This is a genomic window from Pseudothioclava alba, assembly GCF_033100795.1.
Classification (GTDB): domain Bacteria; phylum Pseudomonadota; class Alphaproteobacteria; order Rhodobacterales; family Rhodobacteraceae; genus Pseudothioclava.
Map to the genome: position 1 here is coordinate 343,658 of NZ_JAWLVI010000001.1, position 22,058 is coordinate 365,715.

A 22,058-nucleotide genomic window follows, 5' to 3' on the forward strand; every position below is an offset into this window, starting at 1 on the left:
AAGGCACTGACAGAAAATAAAAAGGGGGCCGTATGGCCCCCGATTTCATTTATGGGTTCGCTTAGCGCTCAATCGCGCCGCCCGCCTGATACCAGTGCATCAGCCCGCCCAAATTGTAGACCTCTTTGTAGCCCATCTGCATCAGCATCTGCCCCGCGCCCTGGCTGCGCGCGCCGGATGCACAGTAAAGCGCAATCGGCTTGTCAACCGACAGTTCGGGCAGGCACTCGGGGCTGGAGGGATCGCATTTCATTTTCAGCGCCATCAGCGGCACATGCAGAGCGCCCGCCGCTTTGCCCTGACGCAGTTCCATCGCGTCGCGCACGTCGATCACCAGCAGCTCGCCCTTGGCATGGCGCTCAACCGCGTCCTTCGGGTTGATGCGCTGAACCGAGGCACCGCTCGGGCGGAGAAAGTTGAACATATCCGTGTCCTTTGCCTGACAGCGTGGAAAAGCACCCTTGATCTGGGGAGGCGCAATTCGAATTCAAGAAGTTGCGCCCGCATTTATTCCAAATCCTGAATGAGTAAAAGAGATTTCGCGGTGCTGCCGGAAAAGCCGGTTGAACTTTATGAATGTTCGCTTAATGTTCGCAAAATTCAATTGGAGACTCATCCGCCTTCCCCTATCTAGGGTGGGACGAACAGGGGGCCCCGATGGCTGAGCAGAAATTCATCGAAGTGCGCGGCGCGCGCGAACACAACCTGAAGAACGTGGATCTGGATATTCCGCGCGATCAGTTCGTGGTGATTACCGGGCTTTCGGGGTCCGGCAAATCCTCGCTTGCGTTCGATACGATCTATGCCGAGGGCCAGCGGCGTTACGTCGAAAGCCTGTCCGCCTATGCGCGCCAGTTTCTGGACCAGATGGGCAAGCCTGATGTCGATCACATCTCGGGGCTTTCGCCTGCGATTTCCATTGAGCAGAAGACGACCTCGAAGAACCCGCGCTCGACCGTCGGCACGGTGACCGAGATTTACGACTACATGCGCCTTCTGTTTGCGCGCGCGGGCACGCCCTATAGCCCGGCGACCGGCCAGCCGATCGAGGCGCAGCAGGTGCAGGATATGGTCGACCGCGTGATGACAATGGAGGAGGGGACGCGCGGCTACCTTCTGGCGCCCATCGTGCGCGACCGCAAAGGCGAATACAAAAAAGAATTCATGGAGTTGCGCAAGCAGGGTTTCCAGCGCGTCAAGGTGACTGGCGCGTTCTACGAGCTTGAGGAGCCGCCGGTTCTGGACAAAAAATTCCGCCACAATATCGACGTGGTGGTGGACCGCGTTGTCGTGCGCGAGGGGATGGAGACGCGCCTTGCCGATAGTTTCCGCACCGCGCTCGACCTAGCCGACGGGATCGCGATTTTCGAAACCGCGCCCTCCGAGGGCGATCCCGAGCGGATCACATTCTCCGAGAATTTCGCCTGCCCGGTGTCGGGCTTTACCATTCCCGAGATCGAGCCGCGGCTGTTTTCGTTCAACGCGCCCTTTGGCGCCTGTCCGGTGTGCGACGGGCTGGGGCATGAGCTGTTCTTTGACGAACGGCTGGTTGTGCCGGATGTGACGCTTTCGCTGGCAACAGGGGCGATTGGTCCGTGGGCGCGCTCGAAATCTCCCTATATCACCCAGACGATCGAGGCACTGGCCGCGCATTACGGCTTCAACCGCAAGACGGCGTGGAAGGATCTTCCGCGCGCGGTGCAAGAGCTGTTCCTCTTTGGCTCGGGCGACGACGAGATCAAGTTCCGCTTCGACGAAGGCGGGCGGGTCTACGAGGTCGCGCGCAGTTTTGAGGGCGTGATCCCGAATATGGAGCGGCGCTACCGTGAGACCGACAGCGCATGGTCGCGCGAAGAGATGGAGCGCTATCAGAACAACCGCCCCTGCGGCGCCTGCTCGGGGTATCGCCTGAAGCCCGAGGCTTTGGCGGTAAAGATCGCTGGCCTGCATGTGGGGCAGGTCGTCGAGATGTCGATCAAAGAGGCCTATGCCTGGGTCGCGGATGCGCCCGCCTCGCTGAGCAAGCAAAAGAACGAAATCGCCCACGCGATCTTGAAAGAAATCCGCGAACGCCTTGGATTCCTTGTGAATGTCGGGCTTGATTACCTGACACTCAGCCGCGCGGCAGGCACGCTTTCGGGCGGCGAGAGCCAGCGTATCCGGCTGGCCAGCCAGATCGGGTCGGGGCTGACGGGCGTGCTGTATGTGCTTGATGAACCTTCAATCGGCCTCCATCAACGCGACAATGACAGGCTGCTGCAAACGCTGAAAAACCTGCGCGATCAGGGCAATACCGTGATCGTGGTCGAGCATGATGAAGACGCGATCCGCCACGCGGATTATGTGTTCGACATCGGGCCGGGCGCCGGCGTTCACGGCGGGCAGATCGTGGCGCGCGGTACTCCGGCCGAGATTTGCGCCGATCCGGCGAGCCTCACGGGGCAATATCTGTCCGGCGCGCGCGAGATTGCCGTGCCGCCGCTTCGGCGCGAGGGCAACGGCAAGGAGATCAAGGTCGAGGGCGCGTCGGGCAACAACCTGAAAAACGTGACCGCACATTTCCCGCTTGGCAAGTTTGTCTGCGTGACGGGTGTGTCGGGTGGGGGCAAATCGACGCTGACCATCGAGACTCTGTTCAAGACCGCCTCGATGCGCCTGAACGGGGCGCGCCAGACGCCAGCGCCTTGCGAGACGATCCGCGGGCTTGAGCATCTGGACAAGGTGATTGACATCGACCAGCGCCCGATCGGGCGCACGCCGCGCTCGAACCCTGCCACCTATACCGGTGCCTTCACGCCGATCCGAGACTGGTTTGCGGGCCTCCCCGAGGCGCAGGCGCGCGGCTATAAGCCCGGGCGGTTCTCGTTCAACGTGAAGGGCGGGCGGTGCGAGGCGTGCCAGGGCGACGGTGTCATCAAGATCGAGATGCACTTCCTGCCCGACGTCTATGTCACCTGCGAAACCTGCAAGGGGCACCGCTATAACCGCGAGACGCTGGAGATCAAATTCAAGGGCAAGTCTATCGCGGATGTTCTGGATATGACGGTCGAGGATGCGCAGGGGTTCTTCAAGGCCGTGCCCTCGATCCGCGAAAAGATGGATGCGCTTGTCGAGGTCGGGCTTGGCTATATCAAGGTGGGTCAGCAGGCGACGACCCTCTCGGGCGGCGAGGCGCAGCGGGTTAAGCTGTCGAAAGAGCTGTCGCGCCGTGCGACGGGCCGGACGCTTTATATCCTTGATGAGCCGACCACGGGGCTGCACTTCGAAGACGTGCGCAAGTTGTTGGAAGTGCTGCATTCCTTGGTCGAGCAGGGCAATACCGTTGTGGTGATCGAGCATAATCTCGATGTCATCAAAACTGCCGACTGGATCATCGACATCGGTCCCGAAGGCGGTGATGGCGGCGGTGAGATTGTCGCCTGCGGCACACCCGAAGAGGTTGCGAAAAACCCGCGCAGCCACACGGGCCGCTATCTGGCGCCGATGCTTGGGATTAAACTCGCGGCAGAGTAATCAGCGGGCAAAGTGACGCTTCACCACCTCGATCACGGTTTTCGAGGTGGGATCGACTTTGTAGATGACCCCTTCGACGATGTAATAGCGCCAATGACCGTCCACGGGCGGCAGGTCATAGCGGTTCAGATCCATCAACATCGAGTGGTCATAGATCGGGAAATCATCGCCCACCGCGAAGCGCGGCCCAAGCGCACGCTGCGGCACCCAACGCTTCACGCCATTCTCCTGCACAACGCAGAACGTGTCGCCCGTGGAGAGCGTCTTGCATTCGGGCTCTTGCGCGGCAAGGGGCAGGGGGAGGCATAACAGGATCACTAACCGACGCATGGGGCGCAGGTTAGCGGCGCGACGGGTAAAGGGAAACCCGCCAGCGCGAGGTTATTTCTTCATCGGGCAGGTGCTTTTGCCCAAAAGGGAGTAAAGCGGGCAGCTACCCAGAAGGCCGGTCGCCAGTGGGACGATCCCGATCAGGTAAAGCCAGCGCATCGACGCCTCGGTATTCAGAAAAAATCCCGCGATCAGCGCGAGTCCGACGATGATGCGCAGGATTTTATCAAGCCCGCCAACATTGGTTTTGAACATGGTCACTCTCCATCATGCGCCAAGGCGGAATACCCTCATAGCGCGTGTTAACCATGCGCCTTTGCGCGCAGACTGGCAAGCGCTGGTGCGTTCAAATCCTGATGAAAAGATGGTGCCGGGAAAGGCCCGGCACCTTCGCTATTAGCCGCGACCGCGTTTCTCGAAGCGCGGCAGCATGGCCGAGAAGTCCATGCCCTTTCCGTCTTCGGTTTCAACGAATTGCGTGTAAAGCGCGGCGGCCAGTTGCCCCATCGGGGTATCGGCGTCCGCCGATTCCGCCGCTTGCTGCGACAGGCGCAGGTCTTTCAGCATCAGCTCCGCCGCGAAACCCGGTTTGTAGCCGTTATCCGCAGGCGATTGCGGCCCGACACCCGGGGCGGGGCAATAGGCGTTCATCGTCCAGCTATAGCCCGACGAGGTCGAGACAACGTCGAACATCTTTTGCCGGTCGAGGCCCAGCTTGTCGGCAAGCGCGAAGGCTTCGCAGGTGGCGATCATGGTGACGCCGAGGATCATGTTATTGCAAATCTTGGCGGCCTGTCCGGCGCCTGCCTCGCCGCAATGCACGGCCTTCTGGCCCATGATGTCAAACAGGGGTTTGACGGTCTCGAAAGCGTCTGCCGAGCCGCCGACCATAAAGGTCAGCGTGCCGTTGGTTGCGCCGCCTACGCCGCCCGAAACCGGACCGTCAAGTGCGCCAAGACCGGCGGCGGTTGCCTGTTTCGCGACCGCGCGCGCGCTGTCCACATCGACGGTCGAGCAATCGCACAGCACCGCCGTCTTGGTCATCGCCGGGATCACCTCGGCTGCGACCGAGCGCAGGATCGCGCCATTGGGCAGCATGGTGATAACCACATCCGCGCCGGTGGCCGCCTCTGCCGCCGTGGCGGCTTTGGTGACGCCTGCGGGCATCGGTGCCGCAAGGTCAAAGCCCGTGACCTCATGGCCAGCGTTCACAAGGTTCGAGGCCATCGGCCCGCCCATGTTTCCAAGTCCGATAAAACCGATTTTCATGATTTCCTCCCAGTGTCTTACAGTGCGTTCTTCACGCGAATTCGATGCGGGCATCAGCGCCCAGAGGGGCCAGCATTACGGCGACATCCGCTTCGGGCAGGCTGTTCAAAGTATGCTTCCACTGCGGGTTGCGGTCCTTGTCGATGATCTGCGCGCGCACACCCTCGACGAAATCGCCCTGTTCGCAGGCGCGCCAGGTAAAGCGGAACTCGTTTTCCAATGCGCCGCGGATCGTGTTATCGGCGCGCGTCATCCGCACAAGGCGCAGCGTCGCTTCCATCGACAGGGGCGAGTTGCGCCCGATGGCCTTCAGCGCATCTTGGGCGAAATGGCTGCCCGATGCCTCAAGCGTAGCCTTGATCGTGTGGATGTCCGCGCCGCCAAAGCCGGTTTCGATTTCAGGGCGCAGATCGGCCAGACGGCCAGCCTCGGGTGGGGGGGCGCCGTGGGGCAGGGTGGCAATATCGCCGGTCTCGACAAGCGAGGCTTTCACGGAGCCCCAGTCAGCCTCGGGGATGAAACGGTCGGCAAATCCCGCGTAGATTGCGTCGGTTGCGTTGATCCGCGCGCCGGTCACGCCCAGATATTCGCCCACGCGCCCCGGAGCGCGCGCGAGGATCAGAGTGCCGCCCACGTCGGGGATCAGGCCAATGCCGCTTTCGGGCATGGCAACCTGTGTGCTTTCGCCCACCACGCGGTGCGAGGCATGACCGCCCACGCCGACGCCGCCGCCCATCACAAAGCCCTGCATGAAGGCGACGATGGGCTTGGGGTATTCGGCGATTTTCGCGTTCATCCGGTATTCGTCGGCCCAGAATTCGCGCCCGGGCCGCATGTCACCCTCAAGGGCCGCGCGGTAGACGGCGGCAATGTCGCCGCCCGCGCAGAAGGCACGATCCCCGACCGCGTCGATCACGACCAGCGATACCTCGGGGTCATCGCGCCAGGCATCCAGCGCGTGTTCAATCTCCATCGCCATCGGGTGACTGAGCGCGTTCAGCGCCGATGGGCGGTTAAAGGTCAGGCGCCCCGCGCGCCCCTCTTTGCGGGCGATCATCTCATCCATCAGCCGCGCTCCGCCAGAAGGGTGCGGCTGACGATCAACCGCATGATTTCATTGGTGCCTTCAAGGATCTGGTGCACGCGCAGGTCGCGCACGATTTTCTCGATCCCGTAGTCTGCGAGGTATCCATAGCCACCGTGGAGTTGCAGGCATTCGTTGGCTACCTCGAAGGCGGCGTCGGTCACGAAAAGCTTGGCCATCGCACAGAACTTGGTGGCGTCGGGCGTGCCATCGTCCAGCTTGCTGGCGGCTTGACGCAGGAAGGTGCGCGCGGCTTGCAGCTTGGTTTCCATCTCGGCCAGACGGAATTGCAGCGCCTGGAACTGGTCGATCGAGCGGCCAAACGCCTTGCGCTCGCCCATATACACAAGCGTCTGGTTCAGCGCCTGTTGCGCACCCCCAAGGGCCGAGGCCGCGATATTCAACCGCCCGCCATCAAGCCCCGCCATCGCATAGGTAAAGCCTTTGGCCTCTTGCCCGATCAGGTTTTCGGACGGGATTTCGCAATCATCGAACTGCACCTGTGCGGTCGGTTGCGCCTTCCAGCCCATCTTTTTCTCAAGCGCGCCAAACGACAGGCCCGCCGTGCCGTCCTCGATCACCATAGTCGAGATGCCCTTGGGACCATCCTCGCCGGTGCGCACCATTGTCAGGTAGCAATCCGAGTAGGACCCGCCCGAGATGAACGCCTTGGTGCCGTTCAGCTTCCAGCCGGCGTCGGTTTTCTCGGCGCGGGTGCGCAGCGCTGCGGCGTCAGAACCAGACCCCGGTTCGGTCAGGCAGTAGGAAAAGACCTTCTCCATCGAACACAGGTCGGGCAACCAGCGGGCTTTGTCGGCGTCGGTGCCGAATTTGTCGATCATACCGCCGCACATATTGTGGATCGAGAGGAACGAGCCGACGGCAGGGCAGGCCATCGCCAGCGCCTCGAACACGAGCGTCGCATCAAGGCGCGAAAGCCCCGATCCGCCGAAATCCTCGGACACATAAACCCCGCCAAGCCCGAGCGCGGCGACCTTGGCCCACAGCTCGCGCGGGATCGTGCCCGCCTCCTCCCATTCAAGCGCATGGGGCGCGATTTCATCCTGCCCGAAGGCATAGGCCATATCGAAAATAGCCTGCTGTTCTTCGCTGAGATTGAAATCCATCGGTATCCTCCCCGGCCCAAGTAAATTGAACGAATGTTTAATTGAGGATTCTTGCAAGAGTTTTGCAAGATCCCGGGGAGGCATTCGGTGCGCCAGAAATCGGGCCAGAAATCTGTCGCGGCCTTTTATAGAATACGGGCCGCCCTTTCAGGCGGCCCGTCGCTTTGCATCAGTCGAGCGCTTTGAAGTTCAGCGCGGCACCGTCCTTGATGCCCGAGAACCAGCGCGCGGTGACGGTTTTCGTCTTGGTGTAGAAGCGGAATGCGTCGGGGCCATACTGGTTCAGGTCGCCGAACGCCGACTTCTTCCAGCCGCCGAAGGTGTAGTAGCTCAGCGGCACCGGGATCGGGAAGTTGATGCCGACCATGCCCACGTTCACACGGCTTGCGAAGTCGCGCGCGGTGTCGCCATCGGCGGTGAAGATCGCCGTGCCGTTGCCGTAGGGGTTGTCGATGACAAGGTTGAGCGCTTCTTCGTAGCTGCCTGCGCGGACGGTCGAGAGCACCGGACCGAAGATCTCTTCCTTGTAGATGTCCATCTCGGGGGTGACGTCGTCAAACAGCGTCGGGCCGACATAATAGCCGTTCTCGTAGCCCTGGATCGAGAGGTCGCGCCCGTCGATCACCAGTTTCGCGCCCTGATCGGCACCCGAGGTGATAAGCCCCTTGATGCGGTTCATTGCAGCCTCGGTGATGACCGGCCCGAAGTCCACGTCGTCGCCGCCGGTGTAGGGGCCAACCTTGAGCGCTTCGATCTTCGGGATCAGCTTTTCGATCAGGCGGTCAGCGGTTTCCTTGCCGACCGGCACTGCGACCGAGATCGCCATGCAGCGTTCGCCAGCCGCGCCAAAGCCTGCACCCACCAGCGCGTCAGCGGCCTTATCAAGGTCTGCGTCGGGCATGATGATCATGTGGTTCTTGGCGCCGCCGAAGCACTGGGCGCGCTTGCCGTTATTGGCGGCGCGGCCATAGATGTATTGTGCGATCGGGGTCGAACCCACGAAGCCAACGGCTTGAACGGTCTCGTTGTCGAGGATCGCGTCCACAACCTCTTTGTCGCCGTTGACGACTTGCAGCACGCCATCGGGCAGGCCCGCTTCTTGCGCGAGTTCGGCCAGACGCATCGAGGTCGAGGGGCAGCGCTCGGACGGTTTCAGGATCATCGCGTTACCAGCCGTCAGCGCCGGACCCATTTTCCACAGCGGGATCATGGCGGGGAAGTTGAACGGCGTGATGCCGGCCACAACGCCAAGCGGCTGACGCATGGAATAGAGGTCGATCCCCGGACCAGCGCTGTCAGTGTATTCGCCCTTGAGCATCGCCGGCCCGCCCATGCAGACCTCGATCACCTCAAGGCCACGCTGCACATCGCCGCGCCCGTCGGGCAGGGTCTTGCCATGCTCGCGCGAGACCAGCTCGGCCAACTCGTCCATGTGCTGGTTGATCAGGTCGCCGAACTTCATCATGACGCGCGCGCGGCGCTGCGGGTTGGTGGCGCCCCAGACGAGTTGCGCCTTCGCGGCGGCTGCGACGGCGGCGTTCAGCTCTTCAACTGTCGCCAGCGCGACACGCGCCTGAATTTCGCCGGTGGCGGGGTTGTAAACGTCGGAAAAGCGGCCCGAAGTGCCCGCGACCATTTTCCCGTTAATCCAGTGACCGATCTCTTGCATGTGATCCTCCCAAAATTGGTATGGGCGCAGTTTAGGCTTGCGAAAATGCCCCGAAAAGAAGAAATCTGGCAAAAGTGTTTTGCAATTATGCAAAGGATGGTTCGGCTATGGATTGGGATGATTTGCGCGTGTTTCTTGCCGTTGCGCGGGCGGAAAGCCTGTCGGGCGCGGGGCGGGGGCTGAAATGCGATGCGGCGACGGTTGGGCGGCGGATCGCGCGGCTGGAAGAGGCGGTCGCGGCGCAGCTTTTCGTGAAATCGCCGCAGGGTTACGCGCTGACCGATGCGGGCATCCGCCTGATGCCCCATGCCGAACGCGCCGAGCAGGCCTTTGCGGGCGCCTCCGAAGAGCTGTCGGGCACGGCGGGGCAGTTGACCGGATCGCTGCGGATCGGGGCACCGGACGGGTGCGCGAACTATCTTTTGCCGCAGGTCTGCAAGACAATTTCGGATGCAAATCCGGGCCTTGAGATCCAGCTCGTCGCCCTGCCGCGCGTGTTCAACCTGTCCAAACGCGAGGCCGATATGGCGATTGCGGTGTCCCCGCCCTCGGCCGGGCGGCTGACGGTGCAACGCCTGACCGACTATCGGCTGCATCTGGCGGCGCATCGCGACTATCTGGCGAACAGCCCGCCGATAACCTCGCTCACGGAGCTCAAGGGTCACAGGATGATCGGCTATATCCCCGACATGATTTTCGACAAGGAACTGGACTATTTTGCGCAGACCGGATGCGAGACGGTCGCGCTCGGGTCGAACTCGGTTTCGGTGCAGATGCAGATGGTGCGCGCGGGCGCGGGGCTGGCGATCGTGCATGATTTCGCCATCCCGTTTACGCCCGGTGTGGTGCGGGTTCTGCCACAGGCGTTGTCTCTGAAGCGGTCGTTCTGGCTGATCCGTCATGCGGATGACCGGCGTTCAGAGCGGCTTAACCGGCTGGCCGAAGTGCTGGGGCAAGGAATGCGGGCCGAGGTCGCGCGGCTGGAAAATCTTGCACGCGAGGCCGCTTGACAGATTATCGCGCCTCGTGGGACGCTTGCACTCAGGGAGCGTTCACACGAAGCAATTGGGAGGTTGCGATGCAGGTTCAGCACATTCTGAAGGATAAAGGCGACGATGGCGTGGTAACGGTTCCGCCCGGGACCACGGTTGGCGATGCGGCCGCACTTTTGTCGGCGCGCCGGATCGGTGCGGTGATTGTCTCGCCCGATGGCAAGCGCGTCGCGGGCATCCTTTCAGAGCGTGACATCGTGCGCGAACTGGGGCGCAGTGGTTCGGGCTGCCTGTCAGGCGCGGTTGACGGGATCATGACCGCCAAGATCGAAAGCTGCACACGCTCGGATGACACCGATAGCGTAATGGAACGGATGACCTCGGGGCGGTTCCGCCATATGCCGGTTATGGAGGGCGACGAAATGATCGGCCTGATCTCGATTGGCGACGTGGTGAAAGCGCAGCTGTCCAAGCTGAACATGGAGAAAGAGGCGCTCACCGGCATGATCATGGGCAACTGACGCCGCGACGCGGCATCTGAGTGCTTGCAATTCGTTGCGCAATATTGTTGCGTGCGCGTAACGGAATTGCGCCCCTGATGCAAAGGAGTTGCCCATGCGTGTCGGCTTGTATCCCGGAACCTTCGATCCGGTCACTCTGGGTCATATCGACATTATCGAGCGCGGGCTGGCGCTGGTTGATCGCCTGGTAATTGGCGTGGCGATCAACCGTGACAAGGGGCCATTGTTTGATCTGGAAGAGCGGGTCGCGATGATCGAGCGCGAATGTGCCGCCATCACCGCGCGATGCGGCGGCGAGATTGTGGTGCATCCGTTCGAGAACCTGTTGATTGACTGCGCGCGCGAGGTTGGCGCGAATGTCATCGTGCGCGGGCTGCGCGCTGTGGCCGATTTTGAGTATGAATTCCAGATGGTCGGCATGAACCGCGCGCTGGATGCCTCGATCGAGACGGTGTTCCTGATGGCGGATGCGCGTCGGCAGGCGATTGCCTCGAAGCTGGTCAAGGAAATCGCGCGGCTTGGCGGGGATGTATCGAAATTCGTGCCGCCGATGGTCAAAAACGAGCTTCTTAAGAAATTCGCGTAACACGCTGATATAAATTGAAAAAGCCCCGGATTGTCCGGGGCTTTTCTTGTTTCGGAAGGGCCGCGATCAGATCAGCTTGCCCATCGCCACAGCGGTATCCGCCATGCGGTTCGAGAAGCCCCATTCGTTGTCATACCACGACAGAATGCGCACCATCCGCCCGTCAAGGATCTTGGTCTGATCCATGTGGAAGACCGAGGAATGCGGGTTGTGGTTGAAGTCTGTCGAGACATTCGGGCGGTCGGTATAGCCCAGAATACCTTTGAGCGGACCATCGGCGGCGGCGCGAATGGCGGCGTTCACCTCTTCGACGGTGGTATCGCGCGAGGCTTCGAACACAAGGTCAACGACCGAGACATTCGGGGTAGGCACGCGGATCGCGACGCCATCCAGTTTGCCGTTCAGCTCGGGCAGAACCAGACCCACAGCTTTCGCAGCACCCGTCGAGGTCGGGATCATGCTGAGCGCCGCCGCGCGGGCGCGGTAGAGGTCTTTGTGGTAAGTGTCCAGCGTCGGCTGGTCGCCGGTATAGCTGTGGATCGTGGTCATGAAGCCTTTGACGATACCAATCGCGTCATGCAGCGTTTTCGCAACCGGCGAGAGACAGTTCGTCGTGCAGGATGCGTTCGAAACGATCAGATCCTCGGCGGTCAGCGTGTCGTGGTTCACGCCGTAAACAATTGTTTTGTCAGCACCTTTCGATGGCGCCGAAACCAGAACGCGGCTTGCGCCGTTTTCCAGATGGATTTGCGCCTTTTCCTTGTCGGTGAAGATGCCGGTGCATTCCAGCGCGACGTCGATGTCGCCCCAGGGCAGTTCGGCGGGGTTGCGAATTGCCGTCACACGGATCGGCCCACGGCCGACGTCGATATGATCCTCGCCCCATTTCACCTCGACCGGGAAGCGGCCGTGAACGGAATCGAATTGCAGCAGATGCGCGTTGGTTTCGACCGATCCAAGGTCGTTGATAGCGACGACTTCGATGTCGGTTCGGCCCGACTCGATGATTGCACGCAGCACGTTGCGGCCGATGCGACCGAACCCGTTGATTGCGACTTTAACAGCCATGACTGTCTCCTTCGAACAAGAGTGGGCACGTCGGGCCGGGACGTGAATTTCGTGTTACCGCTAACACCACCAAACGAAGCAGAAGTCAACCGGGCAATTCGCCCGTCAGCGCCAGAAGGCGACGTAGTGGATCAATTCCACCGCTTTGCGCGCCAGAAAAAGGAAACCGCCCCAGTCGAAAGCAAAAGCATCGACCAGAGCGGCGATCAGAACCAGAGCTCCAAGCCAAAGGGCTATCGGATTGGTCATGGCAAAGCGCCCCCTCATACGAGGGCGCTTGCCCCCGGTTTGTTACAGCAGGCGCCCCATTGCGGCGGCCACATCGGCCATCCGGCAGGAGAAACCCCATTCGTTATCGTACCACGCCAGCACGCGCACCAGCTTGCCGCCGGTCACTTTGGTCTGGTCGGGGGCAAAGATAGAGGATTGCGTCGTGTGATTGAAGTCGATCGAGACCTTCGGCTCCGGATCATAGCCCAAAACCATGCCCATATGGCCTGCCGCGGCCTCGCGCACGACCTCGTTCACCTCGTCAACGGTTACCGATTTGTTTGCCACGAAGGTCAGGTCAACCGCCGAGACATTCGGCGTCGGCACACGGATTGCGGTGCCGTCCAGCTTGCCGATCAGTTCGGGCAGAACCTCGCCAAGTGCCTTTGCAGCGCCGGTCGAGGTCGGGATCATCGCCATTGCGGCGGCGCGGGCGCGATACAGGTCTTTGTGACGGCGGTCCAGCGTCGGCTGGTCGCCGGTGTAGCTGTGGATCGTGGTCATGATGCCCGATTCGATGCCGATAGCGTCGTTCAGAACCTTGGCCAGCGGCGCGAGGCAGTTCGTCGTGCACGAGCCGTTCGAGACAACCTCGTGCTGCGCCTGAAGCTCGCGGTGGTTGACGCCGTAGACGATGGTCTTGTCGGCGTTCTTGGCGGGGGCCGAGACCAGCACGCGCTTGGCGCCACGGCCAAGGTGCACGGCCGCCTTGTCGCGCGCGTTGAATTTGCCGGTGCATTCGAGCACAACATCGACGCCGTCCCAGTTCAGATCATCAGGGTTGTAGGTGGACATCACCTCGATCGGGCCTTGGCCCAGATCAAGGGTCTTGCCCTCGATCTTGACCGGTCCGCCAAAGCGGCCATGAACGGAGTCGTATTTCAGCAGGTGGGCGTTGGTCTCGATCGGGCCGGTGGCGTTGATCTTGACGACCTGCACGTCATTGCGCGCGGCCTCTGCGATATGGGCCAGCGTGCAGCGGCCGATGCGGCCAAATCCGTTGATACCGATGGTGACGGTCATAGCGCTCTCCTGAGGTCAGTCCCTGAGTTGAAGAGCGGATACCACGGGGACGGGGCAGGGGGAAAGCCGCTGAATCCCGATGGTAACGCAAACATCGGATGGTTGCGATAACGTTAGCGTTCGGAATCGAGGGCGCAACGCTGGGTGCGGGCCGATCCGGTATGGATCGGCTGTTGTGCGGGGCCATCGCGCGAATCCAGAGGCATGGCAAAGCTATCGGGTGCGGGGTGCTATTCCTCATCCTCGGCGACAAGGAAAATCTCGCCCGCTGCTTCAAGTTCGCGGATCGCATTAACCAACTCGCCTGCCGCATCCTCGGCATCCTTGTCTTTGACCTTGCCAAGATTTTGCATTTCCTCGCGCAGGTTTTGGGCCATGCGCTGCGACATATTCGCGAGGATGAACTCGACCGATTTTTGCCCTTCGCCCTTTGCCCCCGCCAGCGCCACCACAAGGCGCTGCTGATCGAGAGCGCGCAGGATTTTCGGGATGTCGCGCGGGTCGATGCGGGCGGGAATATTGGTGAATGTGAAAATTGCCTTCTTCACCTGTTCGGCGAAGGCCTGATCCTCCTCCTCCAGTCCCTTGAGCACATCGTCGCGGGTCGAGGAGGCGGAATAGTTGAGAATAGCGCCAACGCGTTCCACGGGACCGGTATCAAAAGCGCGCGCGGGTTGGGCATCAAGTTGCGCGGCCAATGCCAGCCCGATCCGATGCACGGTTTCAGGCGCGACATTTCCGGTAAGCGACACGGCATAGGCGATACGCCGCGCTTTTTCGCCGGGCATCCTGCCCAGCAGATCGGCGGCTTTGGCGACCGAGAGCTTGGACAGGACCACGGCACAAACCTCGCTGCTTTCGAACTCCAGCACGGGAGCCAGCGCCTCGGGTGCGAGGCCGGTCAGCCGCTCCCAGGGGTCCGCACGCGAGGTGCCCGACGCCATCCGGCGCAGCCGTGTCGCTGCCGAGGGGCTGAGCTGCCCGTCCAGAATCGAAAGCGCCCCGTCGATGCCACCCGGAAAGGCCAGGCCCACGGCCTCAAGCTGTTCGCAGAACTCGGCCACCACCGCGTGCAGCGTATCTCGGTCGATCAGGCGCAGATCGGCAATCTCTTGCGCCAGTTCCTCTTGCTGGTCGTCGGTCAGCGTATTAAGCGGGATTTTCACCCCTTCCGAAGACAAAAGCCGCACGATCACCGCTGCTTTTTGCTTGCGCGTCAGACGCATACGCGCGCTTGGCGCCTCGGTCGTGGCGGCACCGAACCCCGCATCGTCGAACGCCGACAAAGCGCTATTCATAGCTGGCAGCGGGGCAAGAGCATTCACCGGAAAAACCTCCGAATCCGTTACGAAACCGGAGGATCACATGAAATCGGTTAAGGGCACCTTACGCGCGGCCTGCCAACAGGTAAAAATGAATACGCCCGGAGCGCGGGCGGCACTCCGGGCGTTTCGTCAACTGCGCAGGGCTTATTCGCCAAACACCCGCTTGAAGATCGTGTCGACGTGTTTGGTGTGATATTCCATGTCGAATTTCGCGTTGATCGCGTCGACGCCAAGCGCCTTGACCACATCTTCATCGGCCAGAAGCTGTTCGCGGAAATCGACGCGGTCTTCCCAGACCTTGAGCGCATTGCGCTGCACCATCGAATAGGCGTCCTCGCGCGACACACCTGCCTGCGTCAGCGCCAGCAGCACGCGCTGGCTCATCACGAGGCCGGGGAATTTGTTCATGTTATCCAGCATGTTCTGCGGGAAGATCAGCATTTTCTCGACAACACCGGCCAGACGGTTCAGCGCGAAATCGAGGGTGATCGTCGCGTCGGGGCCAATGCCGCGCTCGACCGAGGAGTGCGAGATGTCGCGCTCATGCCACAGCGCCACGTTCTCCATCGCGGGCACCACAGTCATACGCACAAGGCGCGCAAGGCCGGTCAGGTTTTCGGTGAGAACCGGGTTCTTTTTATGCGGCATTGCCGACGAGCCCTTCTGGCCCATCGAGAAGAACTCGGCGCCTTCCAGAACCTCGGTGCGCTGCATGTGGCGGATCTCGATCGCGATGTTTTCGATCGACGAGGCGATGACGCCAAGGGTCGCAAAGAACATCGCGTGGCGGTCGCGCGGGATCACCTGGGTCGAGATCGGCTCGGGGCGCAGGCCCAGTTTCTCGCAGACGTGCTCTTCCACGGCCGGGTCGATGTTGGCGAAGGTGCCGACAGCGCCCGAAATTGCGCCGGTCGCAACCTCCCAACGTGCCTTTTCAAGACGGTTCTTGTTGCGGTCCATCTCGGCGTAGAAGCGCGCAAACGTCAGGCCCATCGTGGTGGGCTCTGCGTGGATGCCGTGCGAACGGCCAACGCGGACGGTGTTTTTATGCTCGTAAGCGCGGGTTTTCAGCGCGGCCAGAACCTTGTCGAGACCGGCCAGCAGAATGTCGGCGGCGCGCACCAACTGCACGTTCAGGCAGGTGTCCAGCACGTCCGACGAGGTCATGCCCTGATGCACGAAACGGGCCTCTTCCGAGCCGACATGCTCGGCCAGATGGGTCAGGAAGGCGATCACATCATGCTTGGTGATGGCTTCGATCTCGTCGATGCGGGCGACGTCGAAGTCCACGTCCTTGGCCTTCCAGACGGCCTCGGCGTTTTCCTTCGGGATCACACCCAAAGCGGCCTGCGCGTCGCAGGCATGGGCTTCGATTTCATACCAGATCTTGAACTTGGTCGCGGGTTCCCAGATATCGACCATTTCCTTGCGGGCATAACGCGGGATCATCGGCGGCGCCTTTCGGTTGTAGCGGAGTTGCAGGGCTTCTAGACTGCGCGCGCCCCGGGGGCAAGTTAAAGGCTAGAGAGTAATGGTTCCAAGATTGTCAGATTTCGAAGGCGCGTGGGTGATTGCGCGCCAGATCCGCCCGAACGGCGCCGCAGAGGGCTGGTTTTCGGGGCGGTGCAGCTTTGTCCGCGAGGGGGCGGCGCTGGTCTATCACGAGGTGGGAGAGCTGCACCTCGAAGGCCACGAGCCGATGAAGGCCGAGCGGCGTTATACATGGCGGCGCGGCGGGGCTGGGATCGCGGTGGATTACGCCGACGGTCGTCCGTTCCACAGCTTCGACCCTGCCGATCCGGTGGCTGAACACCTTTGCCCGCCAGACCTTTACAAGGTGTGCTATGATTTTTCCATTTGGCCCGAATGGCGCGCCGAATGGGTCGTCTCCGGCCCGCGCAAGGATTACACGATGCACACGGTCTATACGCGGGCGGAGGGTTAGAACCCTTCGCTGCCATCGCCCTGCCAGGGTTGCGCCAGATCCGAGAAACGGGTGAACCGGCCCTCAAAGGCGACCTCGACCGTGCCGATCGGCCCGTGACGCTGCTTGCCCAGAATGACCTCGGCCTTGCCGTGAACGCGCTCGGCCTTTTGCACCCATTCCGCGAAGTTCGGGTCGTCCTCTGGCGGCTTGAGGCGCTCGTGATAATATTCGTCACGATAGACGAACATCACCACGTCGGCGTCCTGCTCGATCGAGCCGGATTCGCGAAGGTCCGAAAGCTGCGGGCGTTTGTCTTCGCGGCTTTCGACTGTCCGGCTGAGCTGCGAGAGCGCCATCACGGGGATGTTCAGCTCTTTCGCGATGGCCTTTAACCCCATTGAAATCTCGGCAATTTCCTGAACGCGATTTTCGCCCCGACCAGTGCCGCGCAGCAGTTGCAGGTAGTCCACGATCACCACGTCCAGGCCATGCGTCCGCTTGAGCCTTCGGCACCGCGCGGCAACCTGCGAGATCGGCAGTGCGGGCGTGTCGTCGATATAAAGCGGGCAGGTCTCAAGCGCCTTTGCCGCCTCGACGAAGCGGCGGAATTCGGTTTCCGTCATGTCGCCGCGGCGGATCTGTTCCGATGGCACCTCGGCGGCCTCGGAGAGCACGCGGGCGGCCAGTTGCTCGGCCGACATTTCCAGCGAGAAGAAGCCCACGACGCCGCCCTCGACTGCGCCCTCTACGCCGTCATGGCGGATGCCGCGCTTATAGGCTTTGGCGATGTTGAAGGCGATGTTCGTCGCAAGCGAGGTTTTCCCCATCGAGGGGCGCCCTGCGAGGATCAGAAGGTCAGAGGGGTGAAGCCCCCCCAGTTTCTTGTCCAGATCGCGCAGGCCGGTTGAAACGCCAGCCAACCCGCCGTCACGCTGGTAGGCGGCGTTTGCTGATTGAACTGCTTCCGTTACGGCCTTGAGAAAGCTCACAAAACCCTTGTCGGCCTGACCCTGCTCGGCCAGTGTATACAGCTTTTGCTCGGCGGCGGTGATCTGCTCTTTCGGGTCGTCATCGACCGCGACTTCCTTGGCGCGCGCCGAGATGTCGCCGCCCAGACGGATCAACTCGCGACGGATCGCAAGCTCGTAGATCATCTGCGCGTAATCCTTGGCCGCATAGGCCGCGATAGCCGAGCCCGCCAGACGCGCCAGATAGGCCGGACCGCCCAGTTCCTTCAGCCCCGTGTCGTCTTCGAGGAACGCCTTTAGCGTCACCGGAGAGGCGAGAGCGTTCTTCTGGATACGCGCGATGGTGACTTCGTAGATGCGCTGGTGAACAGGCTCGAAAAAATGCTCGGGCTTCACGATGGCCGCGATCCGGTCGAAAATATCGTTATTCGTCAGGATCGCGCCAAGCAGCTGTTGCTCGGCCTCGATGTTATGGGGAAGCGTGTCCTGATTGGCCGGTTCAGCCGATTGCGGCAGGCTTGCGTCGTTCATAGGTGCCTCGATTCCCCCTCGTGTGGCTGTTCAATAGCCCAGTTCCGGCGGCGAAGGGTATCTGGAAATCTTTGTGGATAACTCGGGTTTGCCGATCAGGTTTGTCGCATTTTTGGTGGTTCAGGGCGCAGCATACCACAAGATATGGAGCGGGCGGAAACCGTTTCCGATTCCCGCCCGAAATCACCCCCAGATCGTCCACAAAACGATCCACAGAAAAATCAGCCCTTCTTGTGGGCCTCTTGCCAGGCACGCGGCGCCTTGAGGAAGGTTTCGACCTCGTCCAGCGTTTCTTTGGTAAAGGCACCCTGAGAGCGGGCTTCGGCCAGCACATCCCACCAGGTGCACAGGTGATGCAGCTTCACGCCATGATCGCCAAGGGTTTTCTCGGTCTCGGGGAAGATGTCGTAGTAGAAGATCACCGCCGTATGCCCACAGGTCGCGCCAGTGTCGCGGATCGCATCGACGAAGCTGAGTTTCGAGCCGCCGTCGGTGGTCAGATCCTCGACCAGAAGCACGCGCTGGCCTTCGGTCATGGCGCCTTCGATCCGCGCGTTGCGCCCGTAACCCTTTGGTTTTTTGCGCACATAGGTCATCGGCAGCGCCAGACGCTCGGCCACCATCGCGGCGAAGGGGATGCCTGCGGTCTCGCCGCCGGCGATGTTGTCGAATGCCTCAAAGCCCGCGTCACGCATCACGGTAACGGCCATGAAATCCATCAGCGTCGAGCGGATACGCGGGAACGAAATCAGCTTGCGGCAGTCGATATAGGACGGCGAGGGCAGGCCCGAGGCCAGCGTATACGGCTCATCGGTGTTAAAGTTCACCGCGCCGATTTCCAGCAACATGCGGGCGGTCAGGCGGGCGATTTCCTCGCGGGCGGGGTAGGAGCTGGGGATCATGGTCCGGTCCTTATTCTTTTGGTGTGGCGGCTTGGTCCTGCACGGTCCAATAGACCGGGAAACCGGGGTTGAAAACAGTCACGGGGCCAGCGCCCGAGAGGATTTTCTCGGGCCATTGGGCGGGAGTGTCGGATTTGGACAGCGTCAGTTTCGCCTCGTTCACCGGCAGGCGATAGAAGGCGGGGCCGTTGAGGCTTGCGAATTTCGCGAGGTTATCGAGCTTGCCGTCCTCTTCGAAGACATGGGCCAGCAGAGCCATCGTATTCGTTGCGGTAAAGCACCCCGCGCAGCCGCAGGCACTTTCCTTTGCCTCGTCGGCGTGGGGCGCCGAGTCGGTGCCAAGGAAAAACCGCGCCTCACCCGATGTCGCCGCATCGCGCAGCGCAAGCCGGTGGATTTCGCGTTTCGCGACCGGCAGGCAGTAGTAATGCGGCTTGATCCCGCCCACGAGGATGTGGTTGCGGTTGATAATCAGGTGATGCGTGGTGATCGTCGCGCCCAGATCATCGCCTTGCGAGCGCGCGTAATCAACGCCGTCCTTGGTAGTGATATGCTCCATCACCACACGCAGCCCCGGAGTCGCGCGGCGCACCGGATCAAGCACGGTCTCGATGAACACCGCCTCGCGGTCGAAGATGTCGACCTCGGGCGTCACCACCTCGCCATGCACACACAGCGGCAGGCCGATCTCGGCCATTTTTTCCAGAACAGGGCGCACCTTGTCAAAATCGCGCACACCCGAGGCCGAGTTGGTCGTCGCGCCCGCCGGATAGAGCTTGACCGCCTTGACCAGTCCCGAGGCATGGGCCGCAGCCACATCTGCCGGATCGGTCTCTTCGGTCAGATAAAGCGTCATCAGCGGTTCGAACGTGGCGCCCTCGGGCATCGCGGCCATGATCCGCTCGCGGTAGGCGGCGGCCTGTGCGGCGGTCACGACCGGCGGCACGAGGTTCGGCATCACGATCGCGCGGGCGAAATGGCGCGTGGTTTCGGGCAGCACCGCCTGAAGCATCGCGCCGTCGCGCAGATGGAGGTGCCAGTCGTCGGGGCGGGGGATGGTGATCTGGGTCATGATCCCCGCAGTTACACCGCCCGCGCGCGCGAATCCAGTCAGATTGCGCGTCTTAAGCGCTAACGCCGCACTGCAGAGATTGCATGGCGGGAATGCCGGATTGTCGGTGGTTAGGTCAGTCTTGGTGACGTATGTTGAATGCAAGGGAGGGAACAGCCTGACCACAATCCTCAGGAGGGTTCCAAATGGCTTTTACGACCGCTCACGCCGGACATGATTTCGGTATCGTCAAAACGCTTCGCGCTGTTGCACATGCTGTGGCCGAGGGGTTTGTCCTTTACGCAGAGCGCAATTCGCGTTCGGCCCAGATCGACCGGCTGAACCGCCTGAGTGATGCGGAGCTTGCGGAAATGGGGCTGACCCGCGACCGCATCGTTTTTCACGTCTTCCGTGACCGCTTTTATATGTAAGGATCCGGGGGGCAGCCTTTTCGGGGGTGGCCCTGCGCTGATCGGGCATCTTGCGCTGTGAGTTATGGCGCATGATACTAGGGTTGCTCCGCAGAAACGGAGAACAGGAGGCTCCATGTCCGATTCCAATCACGAAACCCTGACCGAAGTGCGTGGCGATCTGGTGCTGGCGGCCCTGTGTGTTGGCCAATTTCAAGCGCCGTGCCAGATCGAGGCCGACCGTATTCTGGTGCGCGCCGACGAGATGCTGATCCGCGCGCTCGAGGCGCTTGGGCTATCACTGGCCGCAACAGTCGAGAGTTTCACCCCTGCGCCGCTGTTCGTGCCGGAAACGGTGATTCTGGAACAGGTTTCGCGCTCGATCGAGACCCGCCGCGTCGCGACCCATGTCAGCCGCTTTCACGGGGACGAGCCTGAAGACGAAGACGAGGCGACGAGCGCTCAGGTCTAACCGACCCGTTTCGATGGTTCTAGCGCGTGGGACGGGGGCAGGGTGATCCCCTGGTCTTTCAGATGTGCCTCCAGCCGTTCGAACCGCTGCAAAAAGCGCGGCCCCTGCAGCCGCTCGACGACATTGCGGCACAAAATCGCCTCCAGCACACTGCGCCCGCGATCCTGCAGCGCATAGCCCATCCGGCGCAGATAGCGCGGGCTGTTGCGGCGTTCGCGATACATTTTCCAGAAGCTCTGCGCACTGAAGGTGCCGTTTCCGGCGGCGGTCAACAGCGGCTCGAGCTGTTGCATGAAACTGAGAATATCCTCGATCTGGTTGCCCATATTGCGGCACGGCATCAGCGTGATGCCCGGGCGCGCGAAAAGGGCCGCGTGCATCGCGTCCAAGGGTTCGAACGGGTCGAAGAAGATATATCCCTCGCCCACGCCCTCCATCATATCGGGGGCAAATCCGTAGCGATCCTCGAACGAGGTGCGGCGCATTTCGCGGAAGCGATCGTCCCAGCCCGCCAGTTTGGGGTCGAGCGTCGCTTGCGGCGACATCGCCAGGACCGTCGCGCCGGGGGCGGTGACCGAAAAGGCCGCCGCGGCATAGCCACAGGGACCGGCGCCGTAGAAAACAACTTTGTCGAAATCTTCGAAAAATGCATCGTCCACGAGGCGATCGAAATAGGCGAAAACGCGCGGTTCGCGGAACCATGTGTCGCGGTTACAGACAAGTGTAAGGCTGGACCAGCCGTTCGCGCGCGCCACCGTTGCACCAAGGGGAAGCTGGTTTTCGCGCAGCCGACGGATCGACTCGCGCGATTCGAACGAGACGAGAAGAACGGCCCCCTCGTCGGCGAACATGGCAAAATGATCTTCGCCCAAAGGTTCGAAATACCCCTCGGTTTCGGCGATTTCCTCGATCCGCTCCTGCCACTCGCTGTCGCTCAGCTCTCGCATCGTTTTATAAAAATCCCTTGCACCATCCATAACGCAGGGCTCCCCTGTCTGTTCAGACGATCAAGCCCCATAA

The 22,058-nt window shown here is 61.5% G+C and carries 23 protein-coding genes; 7 read left to right on the forward strand and 16 right to left on the reverse strand.

Annotated features, from left to right (window positions below):
- Positions 1-61: 61 nt before the first annotated feature.
- The gene (locus RYZ20_RS01675; RefSeq protein WP_317670139.1) at positions 62-424 is read right to left on the reverse strand and encodes a rhodanese-like domain-containing protein; all 363 of its coding nucleotides are present in this window, start codon (positions 422-424) and stop codon (positions 62-64) included.
- Positions 425-657: 233 nt separating this feature from the next.
- Here RYZ20_RS01675 and uvrA point away from each other — a divergent pair, with 233 nt between their 5' ends.
- Complete coding sequence (uvrA, locus tag RYZ20_RS01680; protein ID WP_317670140.1) at positions 658-3,513, forward strand: excinuclease ABC subunit UvrA; 2,856 nt, start codon at positions 658-660, stop codon at positions 3,511-3,513.
- On the opposite strand, the gene RYZ20_RS01685 is transcribed toward uvrA, so the two are convergent.
- The 6 genes from RYZ20_RS01685 to RYZ20_RS01710 form a co-directional block, all read right to left on the reverse strand.
- Positions 3,514-3,843: a hypothetical protein gene (locus RYZ20_RS01685; protein ID WP_317670141.1), complete on the reverse strand. Its 330-nt coding sequence runs from the start codon at positions 3,841-3,843 to the stop codon at positions 3,514-3,516.
- Positions 3,844-3,894: 51 nt separating this feature from the next.
- Positions 3,895-4,098 carry a YgaP family membrane protein gene (locus RYZ20_RS01690; RefSeq protein ID WP_317670142.1) on the reverse strand — a complete coding sequence of 68 codons (204 nt, stop codon included), beginning with the start codon at positions 4,096-4,098 and terminating at the stop codon, positions 3,895-3,897.
- Positions 4,099-4,239: 141 nt separating this feature from the next.
- Complete coding sequence (gene mmsB / locus RYZ20_RS01695) at positions 4,240-5,112, reverse strand: 3-hydroxyisobutyrate dehydrogenase (RefSeq protein ID WP_317670143.1); 873 nt, start codon at positions 5,110-5,112, stop codon at positions 4,240-4,242.
- 31 nt (positions 5,113-5,143) lie between these two features.
- Positions 5,144-6,178, reverse strand: coding sequence for an enoyl-CoA hydratase/isomerase family protein (locus RYZ20_RS01700; RefSeq protein ID WP_317670144.1), 1,035 nt, complete (start codon positions 6,176-6,178; stop codon positions 5,144-5,146).
- A complete protein-coding gene (locus RYZ20_RS01705) occupies positions 6,178-7,323 on the reverse strand; it encodes an acyl-CoA dehydrogenase family protein (RefSeq protein WP_317670145.1) in 1,146 nt (381 codons plus the stop codon). The genes RYZ20_RS01700 and RYZ20_RS01705 overlap by 1 nt, the downstream gene beginning before the upstream one ends.
- Positions 7,324-7,492: 169 nt before the next feature.
- Positions 7,493-8,992 carry a CoA-acylating methylmalonate-semialdehyde dehydrogenase gene (locus RYZ20_RS01710; protein WP_317670146.1) on the reverse strand — a complete coding sequence of 500 codons (1,500 nt, stop codon included), beginning with the start codon at positions 8,990-8,992 and terminating at the stop codon, positions 7,493-7,495.
- Between the two features lie 107 nt (positions 8,993-9,099).
- On the opposite strand from RYZ20_RS01710, the gene RYZ20_RS01715 reads away from it, so the two are divergent.
- The 3 genes from RYZ20_RS01715 (at position 9,100) to coaD (ending at position 11,091) form a co-directional block, all read left to right on the forward strand.
- Positions 9,100-10,002, forward strand: coding sequence for a LysR family transcriptional regulator (locus RYZ20_RS01715; RefSeq protein WP_317670147.1), 903 nt, complete (start codon positions 9,100-9,102; stop codon positions 10,000-10,002).
- 68 nt (positions 10,003-10,070) lie between these two features.
- Positions 10,071-10,505 (forward strand): CBS domain-containing protein, encoded by a 435-nt coding sequence (locus tag RYZ20_RS01720; RefSeq protein WP_317670148.1) that lies wholly within the window; start codon positions 10,071-10,073, stop codon positions 10,503-10,505.
- A 94-nt stretch (positions 10,506-10,599) separates the two neighbouring features.
- Positions 10,600-11,091: a pantetheine-phosphate adenylyltransferase gene (gene coaD, locus RYZ20_RS01725; protein ID WP_317670149.1), complete on the forward strand. Its 492-nt coding sequence runs from the start codon at positions 10,600-10,602 to the stop codon at positions 11,089-11,091.
- Between the two features lie 66 nt (positions 11,092-11,157).
- On the opposite strand, the gene gap (RYZ20_RS01730) is transcribed toward coaD, so the two are convergent.
- The 5 genes from gap (RYZ20_RS01730) to purB form a co-directional block, all read right to left on the reverse strand.
- Positions 11,158-12,159, reverse strand: a complete 1,002-nt coding sequence (gap, locus tag RYZ20_RS01730; protein WP_317670150.1) for a type I glyceraldehyde-3-phosphate dehydrogenase — start codon at positions 12,157-12,159, stop codon at positions 11,158-11,160.
- A gap of 105 nt (positions 12,160-12,264) precedes the next feature.
- Positions 12,265-12,408 (reverse strand): hypothetical protein, encoded by a 144-nt coding sequence (locus tag RYZ20_RS01735; protein ID WP_317670151.1) that lies wholly within the window; start codon positions 12,406-12,408, stop codon positions 12,265-12,267.
- Positions 12,409-12,450: 42 nt separating this feature from the next.
- Entirely contained in the window at positions 12,451-13,452 is a 1,002-nt protein-coding gene (gap, locus tag RYZ20_RS01740; protein ID WP_317670152.1) for a type I glyceraldehyde-3-phosphate dehydrogenase, read from the reverse strand.
- A 230-nt stretch (positions 13,453-13,682) separates the two neighbouring features.
- Positions 13,683-14,750, reverse strand: a complete 1,068-nt coding sequence (locus RYZ20_RS01745) for a flagellar motor switch protein FliG (protein ID WP_411572305.1) — start codon at positions 14,748-14,750, stop codon at positions 13,683-13,685.
- Positions 14,751-14,921: 171 nt separating this feature from the next.
- Positions 14,922-16,226 (reverse strand): adenylosuccinate lyase, encoded by a 1,305-nt coding sequence (gene purB / locus RYZ20_RS01750; RefSeq protein WP_317670153.1) that lies wholly within the window; start codon positions 16,224-16,226, stop codon positions 14,922-14,924.
- A gap of 82 nt (positions 16,227-16,308) precedes the next feature.
- On the opposite strand from purB, the gene RYZ20_RS01755 reads away from it, so the two are divergent.
- Positions 16,309-16,722: a DUF6314 family protein gene (locus RYZ20_RS01755; RefSeq protein ID WP_317670154.1), complete on the forward strand. Its 414-nt coding sequence runs from the start codon at positions 16,309-16,311 to the stop codon at positions 16,720-16,722.
- On the opposite strand, the gene RYZ20_RS01760 is transcribed toward RYZ20_RS01755, so the two are convergent.
- From RYZ20_RS01760 to pyrC, 3 genes are all read right to left on the reverse strand, one after another.
- Entirely contained in the window at positions 16,719-18,203 is a 1,485-nt protein-coding gene (locus RYZ20_RS01760; protein ID WP_317670155.1) for a replicative DNA helicase, read from the reverse strand. The two genes, RYZ20_RS01755 and RYZ20_RS01760, sit on opposite strands and share 4 nt — an antisense overlap.
- Positions 18,204-18,424: 221 nt before the next feature.
- Positions 18,425-19,105 (reverse strand): orotate phosphoribosyltransferase, encoded by a 681-nt coding sequence (locus RYZ20_RS01765; protein WP_317670156.1) that lies wholly within the window; start codon positions 19,103-19,105, stop codon positions 18,425-18,427.
- 10 nt (positions 19,106-19,115) lie between these two features.
- Positions 19,116-20,177, reverse strand: a complete 1,062-nt coding sequence (gene pyrC / locus RYZ20_RS01770) for a dihydroorotase (RefSeq protein WP_317670157.1) — start codon at positions 20,175-20,177, stop codon at positions 19,116-19,118.
- 185 nt (positions 20,178-20,362) lie between these two features.
- Between pyrC and RYZ20_RS01775 the strand changes: the two genes are divergently transcribed.
- On the forward strand, positions 20,363-20,587 hold the full coding sequence (locus RYZ20_RS01775; protein ID WP_317670158.1) for a DUF1127 domain-containing protein: 225 nt from the start codon (positions 20,363-20,365) through the stop codon (positions 20,585-20,587).
- Positions 20,588-20,702: 115 nt separating this feature from the next.
- Entirely contained in the window at positions 20,703-21,038 is a 336-nt protein-coding gene (locus RYZ20_RS01780) for a hypothetical protein (RefSeq protein ID WP_317670159.1), read from the forward strand.
- Here RYZ20_RS01780 and RYZ20_RS01785 read toward each other — a convergent pair.
- Positions 21,035-21,985, reverse strand: a complete 951-nt coding sequence (locus tag RYZ20_RS01785; protein ID WP_317670160.1) for a phosphoadenosine phosphosulfate reductase — start codon at positions 21,983-21,985, stop codon at positions 21,035-21,037. The two genes, RYZ20_RS01780 and RYZ20_RS01785, sit on opposite strands and share 4 nt — an antisense overlap.
- Positions 21,986-22,058: the final 73 nt, after the last annotated feature.